This window comes from Pseudoalteromonas sp. 120-MNA-CIBAN-0494 (genome assembly GCF_040308885.1).
In the GTDB taxonomy this organism is placed as follows: domain Bacteria; phylum Pseudomonadota; class Gammaproteobacteria; order Enterobacterales; family Alteromonadaceae; genus Pseudoalteromonas; species Pseudoalteromonas nigrifaciens.
Genome location: NZ_JBEOOE010000025.1, coordinates 23,127 through 37,091 on the forward strand (window position 1 = coordinate 23,127; position 13,965 = coordinate 37,091).

Annotated in this window: 13 protein-coding genes; 4 read left to right on the forward strand and 9 right to left on the reverse strand. The window is 40.8% G+C overall.

The features are described from left to right. Positions 1-56: 56 nt before the first annotated feature. The 9 genes from AAEY55_RS13710 to leuS all read right to left on the reverse strand — a co-directional run bounded on the left by AAEY55_RS13710 (position 57) and on the right by leuS (position 9,511). Positions 57-830 carry a septal ring lytic transglycosylase RlpA family protein gene (locus tag AAEY55_RS13710; protein ID WP_089367967.1) on the reverse strand — a complete coding sequence of 258 codons (774 nt, stop codon included), beginning with the start codon at positions 828-830 and terminating at the stop codon, positions 57-59. After that, entirely contained in the window at positions 830-1,936 is a 1,107-nt protein-coding gene (rodA, locus tag AAEY55_RS13715) for a rod shape-determining protein RodA (protein WP_089367968.1), read from the reverse strand. Before rodA ends, AAEY55_RS13710 begins: the two co-directional genes overlap by 1 nt. After that, the gene (gene mrdA / locus AAEY55_RS13720; protein ID WP_011327714.1) at positions 1,933-3,801 is read right to left on the reverse strand and encodes a penicillin-binding protein 2; all 1,869 of its coding nucleotides are present in this window, start codon (positions 3,799-3,801) and stop codon (positions 1,933-1,935) included. Before mrdA ends, rodA begins: the two co-directional genes overlap by 4 nt. 8 nt (positions 3,802-3,809) lie before the next feature. Beyond that, a complete protein-coding gene (gene rlmH, locus AAEY55_RS13725) occupies positions 3,810-4,280 on the reverse strand; it encodes a 23S rRNA (pseudouridine(1915)-N(3))-methyltransferase RlmH (protein WP_058372938.1) in 471 nt (156 codons plus the stop codon). 42 nt (positions 4,281-4,322) lie between these two features. After that, positions 4,323-4,640, reverse strand: coding sequence for a ribosome silencing factor (rsfS, locus tag AAEY55_RS13730; protein WP_011327716.1), 318 nt, complete (start codon positions 4,638-4,640; stop codon positions 4,323-4,325). Positions 4,641-4,732: 92 nt separating this feature from the next. After that, positions 4,733-5,377: a nicotinate-nucleotide adenylyltransferase gene (gene nadD, locus AAEY55_RS13735; RefSeq protein ID WP_041454377.1), complete on the reverse strand. Its 645-nt coding sequence runs from the start codon at positions 5,375-5,377 to the stop codon at positions 4,733-4,735. Between the two features lie 15 nt (positions 5,378-5,392). Then, entirely contained in the window at positions 5,393-6,430 is a 1,038-nt protein-coding gene (holA, locus tag AAEY55_RS13740) for a DNA polymerase III subunit delta (protein ID WP_011327718.1), read from the reverse strand. Beyond that, the gene (lptE, locus tag AAEY55_RS13745; RefSeq protein ID WP_011327719.1) at positions 6,430-6,921 is read right to left on the reverse strand and encodes an LPS assembly lipoprotein LptE; all 492 of its coding nucleotides are present in this window, start codon (positions 6,919-6,921) and stop codon (positions 6,430-6,432) included. Before lptE ends, holA begins: the two co-directional genes overlap by 1 nt. Before the next feature lies 1 nt (position 6,922). Then, positions 6,923-9,511, reverse strand: coding sequence for a leucine--tRNA ligase (leuS, locus tag AAEY55_RS13750; protein ID WP_011327720.1), 2,589 nt, complete (start codon positions 9,509-9,511; stop codon positions 6,923-6,925). 232 nt (positions 9,512-9,743) lie between these two features. On the opposite strand from leuS, the gene AAEY55_RS13755 reads away from it, so the two are divergent. The 4 genes from AAEY55_RS13755 (at position 9,744) to AAEY55_RS13770 (ending at position 13,841) form a co-directional block, all read left to right on the forward strand. Continuing rightward, the gene (locus AAEY55_RS13755; protein WP_011327721.1) at positions 9,744-10,202 is read left to right on the forward strand and encodes a zinc ribbon-containing protein; all 459 of its coding nucleotides are present in this window, start codon (positions 9,744-9,746) and stop codon (positions 10,200-10,202) included. Positions 10,203-10,278: 76 nt separating this feature from the next. Then, a complete protein-coding gene (locus tag AAEY55_RS13760; RefSeq protein WP_011327722.1) occupies positions 10,279-12,702 on the forward strand; it encodes a Lon protease family protein in 2,424 nt (807 codons plus the stop codon). Positions 12,703-12,704: 2 nt separating this feature from the next. Beyond that, positions 12,705-13,181, forward strand: coding sequence for an FKBP-type peptidyl-prolyl cis-trans isomerase (locus AAEY55_RS13765; protein ID WP_350551786.1), 477 nt, complete (start codon positions 12,705-12,707; stop codon positions 13,179-13,181). A gap of 144 nt (positions 13,182-13,325) precedes the next feature. Next, positions 13,326-13,841: a hypothetical protein gene (locus tag AAEY55_RS13770; RefSeq protein ID WP_086998375.1), complete on the forward strand. Its 516-nt coding sequence runs from the start codon at positions 13,326-13,328 to the stop codon at positions 13,839-13,841. Positions 13,842-13,965 lie beyond the last annotated feature (124 nt).

A 13,965-nucleotide genomic window follows, 5' to 3' on the forward strand; every position in this document is an offset into this window, starting at 1 on the left:
ATTAAGTCCCAGTGCAACGCTGAATTCTGCATCTTAGGGTGGTTTGGGTATTAGTCTTACTGAGTGTAAAGCAAGAACGCGTTTTTAAATTGGTTTTGTTTTAATTGTGTTAATACTTGCTGTGCATGCTGGGCGTCTTTAATTGGCCCTAAATGCAACCTGAAAATATCGTCTTTTTGCACGATATTAGTGGGTAATTTATAATCGAGGCGTAAACGACTAGCCAGTGCTTCAATATTTGCTAGTGTACTACCTGCTGCTACCTGAATATAGGTTAAATGCGCAGTCGAATTGTCAAGCGTAACTGCTTCAAGCTTAACCTTGGCTGTACCATGGGTGTAATAACCTAGTTTGTATGCGGCTGCGTAGGATAAATCAATCACTCTATCTTCATGAAATGGGCCACGGTCATTTACGCGCACAATGACAGATTTATTATTACTGGTATTTGTTACTTTTACAAAGCTAGGTAAGGGCAGTGTTTTATGAGCGGCGGTCATGGCAAACATATCGTATATTTCGCCATTTGAAGTATGATAACCATGAAATTTACGGCCGTACCACGATGCAATGCCTTCCTCTGCATAACCAGTCTCGTCAAGCATAGGCGTATAACTTTTACCTAATACGGTATAAGGCCGGCTTGCGCTGGCACTTTTAGTAACTTTAACCACTACAGCGTCTTGCATTTCTAATGTGGTAGGCACACGTAATGGTGCAGCATCATGGCGCATGCTGTAGCGACTGCTTGGGGTGTTATTTGAGCTACTACAAGCACTTAAAAGTATTAGGACAAAGCTGATAGTAAAAAATCGAGTATAAAATTGCATTATTTTAAAAGCATCCTTTTATCAGTTGCAATAGACATAATAATGCCAAAACTGGCCATCAGCGTCACCATAGACGTACCACCATAACTTATTAGTGGAAGCGGTACACCTACAACGGGTAATAAACCCGATACCATGCCTATATTTACAAACACATAAACAAAAAATGTCAGTGTAAGTGAGCCAGCTAATAACTTGCCAAAGGCATCTTGTGCATTAACGGCAATGTATAAACCGCGGCCAATAATAAATAAATATAAACTGAGTAAAATACACACCCCAAATAAGCCAAATTCCTCACTTAACACCGAAAATATAAAGTCTGTATGGCGCTCTGGTAAAAATTCAAGTTGCGATTGCGTACCCTGTAACCAACCTTTACCTTCAATGCCACCAGAGCCAATCGCAATTTTAGACTGAATAATATGATAGCCAGAGCCAAGCGGGTCGCTTTCAGGATCTAAAAAAGTAAGTACTCGTTGCTTTTGATAATCGTGCATACCATAGTGCCAAAAAGGCCATGCAGCGAGTGCTACTATAGAGCTTAAAAAACCAATTAAACGCCAGCTCAAACCCGATAAAAACAATACAAAAACACCTGAGCTGGCAATTAATATAGAAGTGCCTAAGTCGGGCTGCTCTTTAATTAGTAGCGTCGGTAGCATCATAATTACAAAACCAATAATTAAATGCAGTGGGCGAGGGGGTAAGTGATTACGTCCTATATACCAAGCAACCATCATGGGGACTGCAAGCTTCATTAATTCAGATGGTTGAAAGCGAGTGATACCTAAGTCTAGCCAGCGCTGAGCACCTTTAGAACTCACTCCAAATAATAACACTCCAACTAGCATTAATAGCCCTAAGCAATAAAGCGGTATAACTAAGCGCTTTAAAGTAGCAGGAGATAGCTGCGCTAATACGAACATAGCTACAATTGCACCGGCCATGCGCGTAATATGGCGGATCATCATGGCGTTATCTTGGCCACTGGCGCTGTACACAATAGTGATACTACCGACCATCATTATTAGCAGCGCAATAAATAAGGGTAAGTCTATATGTAGGCGCATCCAAATTGAGCGTTTATCGTGCAAAGCGGTCATGGGATGTTATTCCTTGCAAGATTAACGGGGTTGGCTGCAAAGTAGTAATCCATAAGTTGCCGAGCAATTTGCACACCACCATGGTTATTTTCTAATATTACAGAAACTACAATTTTGGGATCGTTATACGGTGCAAAACCAATATAAATAGTGTTGTCGCGTTGTCGCTCTTTTAACGCATCAGCATCGTAGCGTTCGCCTTGAGCAATACTTACTATTTGTGCTGTGCCCGTTTTACCAGCAGAGTCATAATTAGTCCCTTTAAATGCTTTATGCGCAGTACCCGATACTTTTTTTACTGTGTTGTGCATTGCATCTAAAGCAATTTGCCAATGATGAGGGTTTTTTAATATTACAGGGGGCTTTTCTTCATTATTGATTTGTATAATGTCGTTATCTTTTTTAACCACTTGCACTAAATGTGGCGGATGGTTAATACCACGGTTTACTAAAATGTTTGTCGCATTTGCAATCTGAATTGGAGTGGCGGTCCAATAGCCTTGGCCTATGCCTACAGAAATAGTGTCACCACGCCACCATGACTCTTTAAAGCGATTTTCTTTCCACTCTTTTGAGGGCAGTATTGCCGTAGTTTCTTCATGAATATCAATACCAGAGAGTTCACCAAAGCCAAAACGCGACATAAAGTTACTTATTTTAGTAATACCTAAGCGATAAGCTGCATCGTAAAAATAGGTATCGCACGACTCTTCAATTGCTTTGTATACATCAACATGACCATGACCCCAACGTTTCCAGTCGCGCCATTTATGCTCTACATTTGGAATTTGAAAAAAACCAGGGTCCCACATAGAAGTACTTTCGCTGACTATATTCTCTTCTAGGGCTAAAATAGCCATATGTGGTTTTACAGTAGAGGCAGGTGCATAACGACCTTGAGTTGCACGATTAATTAACGGGCGGTCTGGGTTTAGTAAGGCTTTATAGTTTTTGCTGCTTATGCCGTGCACAAATAAATTAGGGTCGTAACTAGGGTTAGAATAAAGCGCAAGTACACCGCCATCTTTAGCGTCCATAACGACAATAGCACCACGCATATCTTTAAGCGCATGTTGGGCAATTTGCTGTAAACCAATATCGAGTGTGAGTACTAAGTCGCTCCCTGGTTGCGGGGGGAGCATGCTTAAAGTGCGAATAATTCTACCGCGATTATTAACTTCAACATGCTGCGAGCCCACTTGGCCATGCAAGAGTTCTTCGTAATACTTTTCGATGCCGAGTTTGCCAATGTCGTGAGTGGCGCGATAATTTGTAGCTTGATCTTCTTGAGTTAATTTATTTAGCTCTTTTCTGTTTAATTTAGCCACATAGCCCAGTGCATGGGTAAGGGTATCGCCAAACGGATAATAGCGGGCGAGGCGAGCTTCAATACTAAAGCCCGGAAATTTATGTTGGTTTACTGAAAATTTAGCAACTTCTGTTTCATCTAAACGTGCTTTTAGTACTTGGCTTTTAAAACGCCGCGTATGTTTTATATCGTCTAAAAAGTCGGTTTTTTCTTGCTCGCTTATGGTTATTATTTTACTTACTTGTTCAAGCGATAGCGGCAGGTCTGCAACATCTTCAGGAATAACCTCAAGATTATAAACGGGTTTGTTTTCGGCAAGTAATACGCCATTGCGGTCGTAAATTAAACCTCGGTTAGGCGCAATTGGAATAACTTTAATACGGTTGTCGTTGGAGCGAGTTTGGTAGTTTTGATGATCATCTACCTGAATTTTATATAAATTCGAGAGTAAAATAGCAATTAGAGCTAATATAAAAATAAAACCCACAAACGCACGCCGTGCAAATAAGTTTGCCTCTGCTGAATGGTCGCGAATAGTGGGTCTTTGTTTTAACATGGCAAGGATTACTCGCGATGATAAGGATGGTTGTTATTTAAGCTCCAGCCTCTGTATAGGCTTTCAGCAACAATAATACGCACCAAAGGGTGCGGTAAAGTTAAGTTAGATAACGACCATTTTTGCTCAGAGGCAGCAATACACTCTGGTGCAAGTCCTTCAGGACCGCCAATAAGTAAACTTACATCGCGGCCATCGAGTTGCCATTTTTCCATGTTTTTAGCAAGTTCGTGGGTATCAAGTGGTTTACCTGTTACTTCTAGAGTAACAATACGGTTGCCTTTAGGAATAGCTGCTAAGGTTTTTTCACCTTCAATATGTAAAATGCGTTTTATATCTGCATTTTTACCACGTTTTCCGGCTGGGATTTCAATCAGTTCAAGTGCCATATCTTTAGCAAAACGACGTTGATACTCTGTAAATCCGGTTTCTACCCAAGCTGGCATTTTTGTACCAACGGCAATCATTTGTATTTTCACGTGTTACTTCCAAGCCTGTCTAAAATAAGTGGGTGTTTATTACTAGCCCCACAGTTTTTCTAGATCGTAATAGCTACGTGCTTCGTTTTGCATCACGTGTACAACCACATCACCTAAATCAACCAATGCCCATTCACCGTCGCTTTGGCCTTCATAACCTAAAGGTTCTTCACCTGCGTGGCGAGCCTCTTTTGCTAAATTATCAGCAATTGACAGAACATGACGTTTAGATGTGCCAGAGCATACAACCATGTAGTCTGTAATGTCTGATGTTGCTGTTACGTCAATATGAATCACATCGCGTGCTTTCATATCTTCAATTTTATCTATTGCAAAAGCGAGTAGTTGTTTCGAATCCAAGGTTTTGTCTCAATTTTAAATTTAATAGCGTGCATTTTAACATGCTAGGGGTTTTATACCAATGACTCTTGCAGAGTATTCACTTGTCAAGGTTAATTAGTATTATCATCATTTTGGTAAAGCGCATGGCGCTCTATATACAGACTCACTGCATCGGGTAATAGTTCATTCTTTTTATTAGTATTTTTAAGTTGTTGGCGAATATTACTCGATGCTGCATCGAGCATTTCACCGGGTAAAAAATAAAGTTTACCGGCAACCGTATGTGAAAGGGTTTTTGCATTATTAACTTGCGCTTGTTGCATATAATGCTGTAAATGGCCACTAACAGCACATTGCTGCCCAGGGCGTTGATACACCACAATATGGCAAAGTTGCGTGATTGCTTGCCACTGATACCATTTATCGAGGTTATTAAACGAGTCCATGCCAATTAAAAACACAATTGGCGTGTTTGGATGCTGTGCTCTTAATTCTTGTAAACTCAATAAAGAATAAGAAGGCCCAGTGCGGTGCAACTCTCTTAAATCGAGTTGAAAAAAAGGGTAAGGCGCAATTGCTGCATTGAGCATAGCTACTCGGTGCTCGGTGCTAATGCCAGGAGCCATTTTGTGGGCGGGCAGTGCGCAAGGCATAAAGTACAACGTATTTAAGTTAAGTGCATTTACGCATTGCTTTGCCATATTAATGTGCCCCAAATGAACGGGGTCGAAAGTGCCACCAAAAATTGCGATCATGTTAAATTCTGCATTTTAATTAACAGGATGACATGGCAGCGAAATATTCAGCGGTTGGCAAAACTTAATACAAATATGCGCGAGTGCTTGATAGGGCGCAATTAAGTTACCTTGTTTGTAGCTGGCGTCAAATATTGCAAGCTCAGAGCTAATTTGCTCAAGGGTATGAATACTTAACCTGTTTATAGCACTTTGTACTGGCGCTTGTTGGTTTTTCCATATTGCTTTTTGCTTAAATAAATTAGCAATGGGCTCGCCATTAAGTAAACCAATTTGCACATCAATTAAGGTGTTAAGCTCCTTGGTTATTGCCCATAAAATACTCACCACTTCGGTGTTATCGCTGGCCAGTTTATTCAGCACTTTTATTGCTTGTTTAGCTTGGCCGTTTAATAGTGCGTCGCTTAAATCAAAAATATCAAACTTGGCTTGATTTAATAGCCCTTGCATTACTAATTGTTGTGTAATGAGCGCATTGGCGTGTAGTAATGAGAGTTTTTCGAGTTCTTGAAAACACGCCAGTAAATTACCTTCAGTGGCGCTAATTAAACTCAGCTTTGCCTCATTTTGCATATTAAGAGATAAACGCTGGCATTGCTCATCTAACCAACGCTTTACATGCGTACCGGTAAGCGGATAGCAAGGTACAAATAAACCGTGTTTATCAAGCGCTTTAAACCAAGCACTGCGTTGTACGTCTTGGCTGGCTTTAGCGCCTTTAATAATTAAAATGGTATCGGGGTTTATTAGCTCAATAATTTTTTTAAACGTGTTGCTGCCAATAATTCCTGGCTTTTGCTGGTTTAAATCAAGCTCAATAATAGTGCGGGCGCTAAACAGCGACATACTTTGATATTGAGCTATAATTTCTTGCCAATCAAAACCTTGCATTAAAGTAAATTTAATTACTTCATCAAAGCCTTGCTCTTTAGCAATTGCGCGAATTTGTTGTACACATTGCGCTTCTTGAAAAGGCTCTTCACCAAACACTAAGTAAAAGGGTTTTAAGCCTTTTTTTAGTTCACTCGGTAATTGATTAGCGTAACAGCGCATTATAGTTGCGACAACTCTCTAAGAATACGACGACTAGCTTGTTGGCGTATTTCGCTAATAAGGAGTGCAAGCTCTTTTGCTTTGGCTAATGCATTGTCAGGATCGTCTTGATAATTACGATATAACTCAAAGCGCTTTTCTATTGGCTCAGCATTAGGACGATTGATCACAAACGCAACACTGTAAGTAAGTTCGTATTCTGCTACTTGGCCATTTTGAAACAACGACAAGGTTTGACGTTCAAGCTGATCTTTAAATAAATAAAGCTGTGCCGACTTTTTACTAGCCGCAACTAGTTTAACGTCACTGGCAATAAGCTCACTTTTTAAGGCGCTAAATAACGCTGACTTTTCATCGTCGCCAATGAGGGTTATTTGTTTTAGATCGTCTGGCAAGCTAGAGGCTTTTTTTAAATGAAAGCCACAGCTAGTTAATAAAAAACAGACTAGCACTAAGGCTAGTCCGTTTTTAATGGCGTTAAAAGCGGCCATATTAATTAGCTACCACATTAAGCAGTTTACCCGGTACGTAAATAACTTTACGAACGGTAACGCCGTCAGTGTATTTAGTTACGCTTGCTTGTTCAAAAGCGAGTGCTTCTACTTGCTCTTTTGTGGCATCGGCTGCAACGGTTAGTTTAGCGCGTAGTTTTCCGTTAACTTGAATAATAATTAACTTTTCATCTTCAACCAAAGCCGACTGATCAACCTCTGGCCATGAAGCGTTAACTATATCGCCTTCTTTACCTAGCTCTTGCCATAATTGGTGCGACAAATGCGGCGTAATAGGTGCAAGCATAATAAGCATTGCTTCAAGCGCTTCGTTAGCTATCGCTACATCTTGCTTACTATTTAACGGTGCTTTTAATAGTTTATTAGACAGCTCCATAATTGCTGCAATAGCAGTATTAAAGGTTTGACGACGTTCAACATCATCACTCACTTTAGCAATTGCTTTGTGTAAATCGCGACGCAGTACTTTTTGCTCGTTATTTAATGCTGTTTTATTGAGTGGTTGAAAACCAACTGTTTTAACATCAACCGCGTATTTCCACACACGTTTTAAGAAGCGATGTGCACCTTCAACACCCGCGTCAGACCATTCTAGCGTTTGCTCTGGTGGTGCTGTAAACATCATAAATAAACGTACAGTGTCGGCGCCGTATTGTGCAATAACATGCTGTGGGTCAATACCGTTATTTTTCGATTTTGACATTTTGCTCATGCCAGATGAAAACACCGGGTTACCATCAACTTTATGCCATGCTTTAGTTACGCGGCCTTTGTCGTCTGTTTCGGTATTTACGTCGCTTGGCGAAATCCAAATATCAGCCCCTTTTTCATCTTTACGATAAAACGTTTCGGCTAATACCATACCTTGACAAAGTAAGCGGTCAAATGGCTCGTCTGAATCAACTAAACCAAAGTCGCGTAATAGTTTATGGAAAAAACGCGAATACAATAAATGTAAAATAGCGTGCTCAATACCGCCTATGTATTGGTTTACTGGTAACCAATAGTTAGCCGCTGCTGGGTCTAGCATGCCTTCGTCATGACGTGGGCTACAGTAACGAGCGTAATACCAAGACGATTCCATAAAGGTGTCAAAGGTATCGGTTTCATGAAACGCTGGTGCGCCATTCATGGTGGTTTTTGCCCAGTTAGGATCAGCTTTGATTGGCGATGTAACGCCATTCATTACTACGTCCTCTGGTAAGCGTACTGGCAGCATATCGTCGGTTGCAGCAAGTTCGTTACCGTCTTCGTCGCTAAGCATTGGAATTGGTGAACCCCAATAACGTTGGCGGCTTACGCCCCAATCACGCAGGCGGAAGTTTACTTTACGCTCGCCCACACCCAAGGCTTCTAACTTATCGGCAATGGCATTAAATGCCGCGTCAAAATCAAGGCCGTCAAATTCACCCGAGTTAACCAATACACCTTTATCGGTAAACGCTTCTTTGTTTAGGTTTACTTCAAGGTCAGAGCCCGTAACTGGCGCAATCACTTGTTTAATATCAAGGCCGTAGGCTGTTGCAAATTCAAAGTCACGTTGGTCGTGTGCAGGCACTGCCATTACCGCGCCTGAGCCGTAATGCATTAATACAAAGTTAGCGATCCAAATTGGTACTTGCTCACCAGTAAGTGGGTGAGTAGCAAAAAAGCCAGTTGCTATGCCTTTTTTCTCCATGGTTGCCATGTCGGCTTCACTTACTTTGTTGTTTTTACATTCTTCAACAAACAGTGCCACAGAATCGCTATTTTTAGCCGCTTCTTTAGCAATTGGGTGGCCTGCAGCAACCGCTACATAAGTCACACCCATAAAGGTATCTGGACGCGTGGTATAAACGCTAAATGTTTCGTTGTTATCAGTGCGTTTAAATTCAATGTCACACCCTTCAGAGCGACCAATCCAGTTGCGCTGCATGGTTTTAACTTGTTCAGGCCAATCTTCTAACTTGTCTAAATCGTCAAGTAGTTCTTGTGCGTAGTCGGTAATTTTAATAAACCACTGTGGAATTTCTTTTTGCTCAACCACAGCGCCCGAACGCCAACCGCGACCGTCAATAACTTGCTCGTTAGCTAATACAGTTTGATCTACCGGATCCCAGTTAACCGTCGACATTTTTTTGTACACTAAGCCTTTTTCGTACAACTTAGTGAAAAACCATTGTTCCCATTTATAGTATTCTGGATGACAGGTGGCAATTTCGCGATCCCAGTCATAACCAAAACCTAACTGCTTAAGTTGGGTACGCATGTAGTCAATATTCTCGTAGGTCCATTTTGCAGGGGCTGTTTTGTTTTTAATAGCCGCGTTTTCTGCAGGTAAACCAAACGCATCCCAACCCATAGGTTGCATTACGTTTTTGCCTTTTAAGCGCTGAAAGCGAGATACAACGTCACCAATAGTGTAGTTACGCACGTGACCCATATGGAGTCGACCGCTCGGGTAGGGGAACATAGAAAGGCAGTAATACTTTTCTTTGCTCTCATCTTCCGTAACTTTAAATACTTTGTTTTCTTCCCAGTAACGTTGGATTTTTGACTCTATTTTTTGAGGGTTATATTGCTCTTGCATCTACGGTTCCAGACTTCTTACGACTAATAAAAAATTAGCTCTAGGATAACCCAAATAAACCGCTATTTATAGCGCCATAAACACGCTTTTATTAAATTATAACTTTCAGTGCAGGTTAACCTATACTTTTGTAAGCTAGTTGCTGAAAAGCATAGGTTAAAGGTTGATTTAACAGCCCTAATAGGTTCAACCTACAAATCTAAATATGCCCTAAATTTGCAGGAGTAAGAAAATGGCTGACTACAAAACATGGCTAAACGATTTAACGCTTTGGTTAAAAGATGTAAAAGATCATGAATTAAAAGAGGCGGTAAAACGATTTGTTGAATCTGAGCAGGCACTTAAAAATTTAGGAGAAGAAAAGTATCAACTTTATCGTAACTACTTAATGCGCGATTTAGAACACTTGCAAGAGCACGAAACTCACTATAATTCGCTTGCATGGCAAGAGCTTAAAGAATCATTATGGTATGAGCTTTCGCACATAGAAGACAAAACACAGCTAGAGTGGCACTCACTTAGCCAAGATTTTAAGCACAATGGCATATATCACGTAGGCGAATGGATAGCCATGGGCACATTAGTATGTAAGAATTGTAACCATAGTTACGATGTTTATCATGCTACGCAAATAACACCTTGTTTAGAGTGTGATGGAATCTATTTTAGCCGTAAGGCTTTGCAACCCTAAATATAAGTATTAAGTGGCTGCAGGCCACTTAATACGCCAAAAGCCAGTGAATACGCTGGTAAACAAAGAAGTTAGAATGACGAAAAAATTACTGCCACTACCTGTATCAAAGCTTGCGCCGAGCATTTCTACTAGCCACGTGCATACTTGCATGAGCAACCCATACCCAGAGCATTTTACTTTTATAGGCCAACAACGGGCGCAAAGTGCATTAGACTTTTCACTCGGTATGGATTTACCTGGCTATAACGTATACGTAATGGGCGAAGCTGCACATGGACGTTTTACCCTAGTAAAAGACAAACTAAAAGAGCATGCCAAAGGCAGAGTAACGCCTAATGAGTGGTTGTATGTAAATAATTACGACGACCACCGCGAGCCTATCGCACTGTTTATGCAAGCTGGGCAAAGTAAAAAGCTTGCCGATGACATTGATGCTTTTATTGACGAAGTGCTCGACACCTTTCCTGCCGCATTTGACAACCCTGCGTACCAGCGCAAAAAGAAATCCATAGACCGTGAATTTAACGACGCCTATGACGGTGCTATTACCGCGGTAGAAATTGCGGCGCTTGAACAAAGTGTGGCGCTTATTGAAGAAAAAGGCGTAGTAGGTTTTGCTCCATTAATAGGTGGCAAGCAGCTAAGCGATAATGAATTTTCGCACCTTGAAGATGAGCTACGTGAAACCTTTTTTGAAAGAATTGAAAAACTCGAAGACACATTAATAGAAGCACTTATTGAGCTGCCGCGCTGGAAACGTGAATCTACCGAAAAGCTACGTAACCTTAAAAAGTCGACTGCCGAGCAAGCAACTAAGCCCTTATTAAAAGACTTAGAGCATAAATATGCCAGCCATATTGGCGTGCTGCGTTATTTAAAAGACATTCGCGTAGAAATTATTGACGCTGTGCTTGAGTGGTTAGACGATGAAGGCGAAAGCGAAGAAAACAAAGAAGACTTTGATCGCAAAGGCATGCTTACTGACTTTTTTGCGCCCAATATTTTAGTTGAGTTTAAAGAAGGCGACGCCGCTCCTGTGGTTTACGAACCTAACCCAACGTTTGGCAACATATTTGGCAAGGTTGAGTACGCTACCTCACAAGGCTCGCTTATAACTAGCTATCGCTCAATTCAGGCCGGCGCATTGCATCGCGCTAACGGTGGCTATTTAATGATGGACGCCGAAAAAGTAATGGCTAACCCACAAGTGTGGGATGGTTTAAAACTATCGCTTAAAACCCATCAAATTAAAAATGACTTACCGTATCAAGATAGCGTTGTAGGCAGCAGTTTTACGTTGCGCCCGCAGTTAATTCCGCTAGATGTAAAAATAATATTATTAGGCTCGCGCGAGCTGTACTACACCATAGGTGAGTACGACGAAGAATTTGCTGAGCTGTTTAGAATACTAGCCGACTTTGACTACTACTTACCGAGTAGCGATAAATTACAGTACCAATTTATTACCAAAGTAACTGACTATTGTGAGCACGTTTTAAAATGCACCACTACAGAAGCAGCAATGGTGCGCTTGCTCAAATTTAGTTATCGCCAAGCCGAGCATCATAATAAACTCTCTGCCCGCTTTGCCGATGTGTTAGAGCTGGTAGCCGAAGCAAGTTATTATGCCAAACAAGACAAGCTAACGGTTATAGACGCTCATCATATTGACGAAGCCATTGAAGGTAAACAGTATCGTACTGGGCAAATTAGCGAAAACATGCTCAGTGATATTAAAGAAGGGCACACCCTTATTGCCACGCAAGGCCAAGCCATAGGCAAAGTAAATGGTTTAACTGTACTGCATATTGGCGATACCTCATTTGGTACACCTGCGCGTATTACGGCAACAGTTTATGCCGGTGCCGATGGCGTTTTAGATGTAGAGCGCGAAGCCGAGCTAGGTAAAGCAATTCACTCTAAAGGGGTAATGCTACTTACCGGCTATTTAGGCAATAAATACGCGCAGCACTTTAGCTTAACGCTCAGTGCAAATATTGCAATTGAACAAAGCTATGGCTACATAGATGGCGATAGCGCGTCACTTGCCGAGTTATGCGCGTTAATTTCGGCTATTACTAGTTTACCACTGAGTCAATCAATTGCGCTTACAGGCTCAATTAACCAACATGGCGATGTACAAGCTATTGGTGGCGTAAACGAAAAAATAGAAGGCTTTTTTAAACTGTGTAAAATGCGCGGTTTAACTGGCGAAGAGGGCGTGATCATTCCTAAATCTAACCAAGTTAACTTAGTGTTAGATGAGGAAATACTTAATGCAGTTGAACTTGGTAAATTTAATATTTACGCAGTAGAGACGGTAGATCAGGCACTTAACTTACTGATGGATTTAGAAGCTGGCGATTTAGTTGACGGGCACTATCCAGAAAACTCAGTAAACGGCCTAGCCTTAGCACGACTTAAAGATATTGCAGACATTGTAAACGGCGATAGCGAAGATGAAAAAGACGCAGAACCAGAAGAGGAAAAAAATTAACTATGCTTAATATAATATTAGCGGTAATTATCGCCATATTTTGCTTTTTAATATTTAAAAACAGCAAAAAAGCCAAACAACAAGTGGGTATTAACGCGCAAATAGAAGCTGATTTTTTGGCAGCTAATGCAAAAGTAGATGGCGTACAAGAGACCGCTTCAGGCTTGCAGTACAAAGTATTGCACCAAGGGCAAAGCGATGACAAGGCTAACCCCAAAAGCATGGTTAATGTGCATTACCACGGTACGTTAATAGACGGCACAGTATTTGACAGCTCAGTTGAGCGTAAAGCCCCTATTAGCTTTGGTTTACATCAAGTTATTAAAGGGTGGACCGAAGGTCTGCAACTTATGAGCCCCGGCGATAAATACCTACTTTATGTACCGCATCAACTGGCTTACGGTGAAAAACGTGTGGGCAGCATTCCACCGGCATCACTGCTTATATTTGAAGTTGAGTTATTGGCTATTGAGTCGTAACTTTATTTAAAATAATAAAGTACTTAAGCCCTACTTTTATAAAGTGGGGCTTTTTGCTTTTAGCCAGCCTTCAAAGGTTACTCAAGAATTTTAATCTTAGGTCGATACCTATAATAGTGACAAAGCTATTTTAGGGATAAAATAATGAAGATTTCACCAGCTTCCACTGTACACCATACATACAGCCTTAATACTCAGCCTTTAACACAGCCAGGTAAGCAACTTGCTGAAGGCGAGAAAGAAGAAGAGCCAAAATATGTTTTATCAAAGTTCTTAGACACTAAAGCACAAAAGTACAGTGAAGATAACGCAACGTTTAGTAATCAATATAAAAACCTAGAAAAAGTGTATAAACACTTTTCAGGACGGGTTATTGCATTGCAAGAGCAAATTAACAAACTCAAACAAAGTCCAATGCAACGCAGCTTAACCATAAATAGCACCGCAAATGAGCCAAATATAAGTGATGCTAGTTTAGCTCTTGATGTTGAGCATTTAGGGTCTAAAAAATATAAAAACTCACAACAACAAGAGCAAATAGATATACTAGAGCTGCAATTAGGGGAGTTAAAATCAGAGCAAGCAGCAATAAAACAACAAATGATTGAGCTGGTTATAAGCGAAATGAAAAGACGAGGCGATCACGACTATAATGTTTAGCGTTAAGGCAGGTTGGTGAATCAGCCCTTAACTTAATTTTACTTACTTCCAGTTTAAATTTACCGTATCTTTAAAGTATAACTTTGTTGAGTACGCTTTAAAAAGTACACCCAAATAATGGCCA

What these genes read in the sequence shown, in the direction of transcription:
- lptE (WP_011327719.1), bottom strand. Translation starts at nt 6,921, where the DNA reads ATGGCCGCTTTTAACGCCATTAAAAACGGACTAGCCTTAGTGCTAGTC.
- holA (WP_011327718.1), bottom strand. Translation starts at nt 6,430, where the DNA reads ATGCGCTGTTACGCTAATCAATTACCGAGTGAACTAAAAAAAGGCTTA.
- rodA (WP_089367968.1), bottom strand. Translation starts at nt 1,936, where the DNA reads ATGACCGCTTTGCACGATAAACGCTCAATTTGGATGCGCCTACATATA.
- AAEY55_RS13710 (WP_089367967.1), bottom strand. Translation starts at nt 830, where the DNA reads ATGCAATTTTATACTCGATTTTTTACTATCAGCTTTGTCCTAATACTT.
- AAEY55_RS13755 (WP_011327721.1), top strand. Translation starts at nt 9,744, where the DNA reads ATGGCTGACTACAAAACATGGCTAAACGATTTAACGCTTTGGTTAAAA.
- mrdA (WP_011327714.1), bottom strand. Translation starts at nt 3,801, where the DNA reads ATGTTAAAACAAAGACCCACTATTCGCGACCATTCAGCAGAGGCAAAC.
- leuS (WP_011327720.1), bottom strand. Translation starts at nt 9,511, where the DNA reads ATGCAAGAGCAATATAACCCTCAAAAAATAGAGTCAAAAATCCAACGT.
- AAEY55_RS13760 (WP_011327722.1), top strand. Translation starts at nt 10,279, where the DNA reads ATGACGAAAAAATTACTGCCACTACCTGTATCAAAGCTTGCGCCGAGC.
- nadD (WP_041454377.1), bottom strand. Translation starts at nt 5,377, where the DNA reads ATGATCGCAATTTTTGGTGGCACTTTCGACCCCGTTCATTTGGGGCAC.
- AAEY55_RS13765 (WP_350551786.1), top strand. Translation starts at nt 12,705, where the DNA reads ATGCTTAATATAATATTAGCGGTAATTATCGCCATATTTTGCTTTTTA.
- AAEY55_RS13770 (WP_086998375.1), top strand. Translation starts at nt 13,326, where the DNA reads ATGAAGATTTCACCAGCTTCCACTGTACACCATACATACAGCCTTAAT.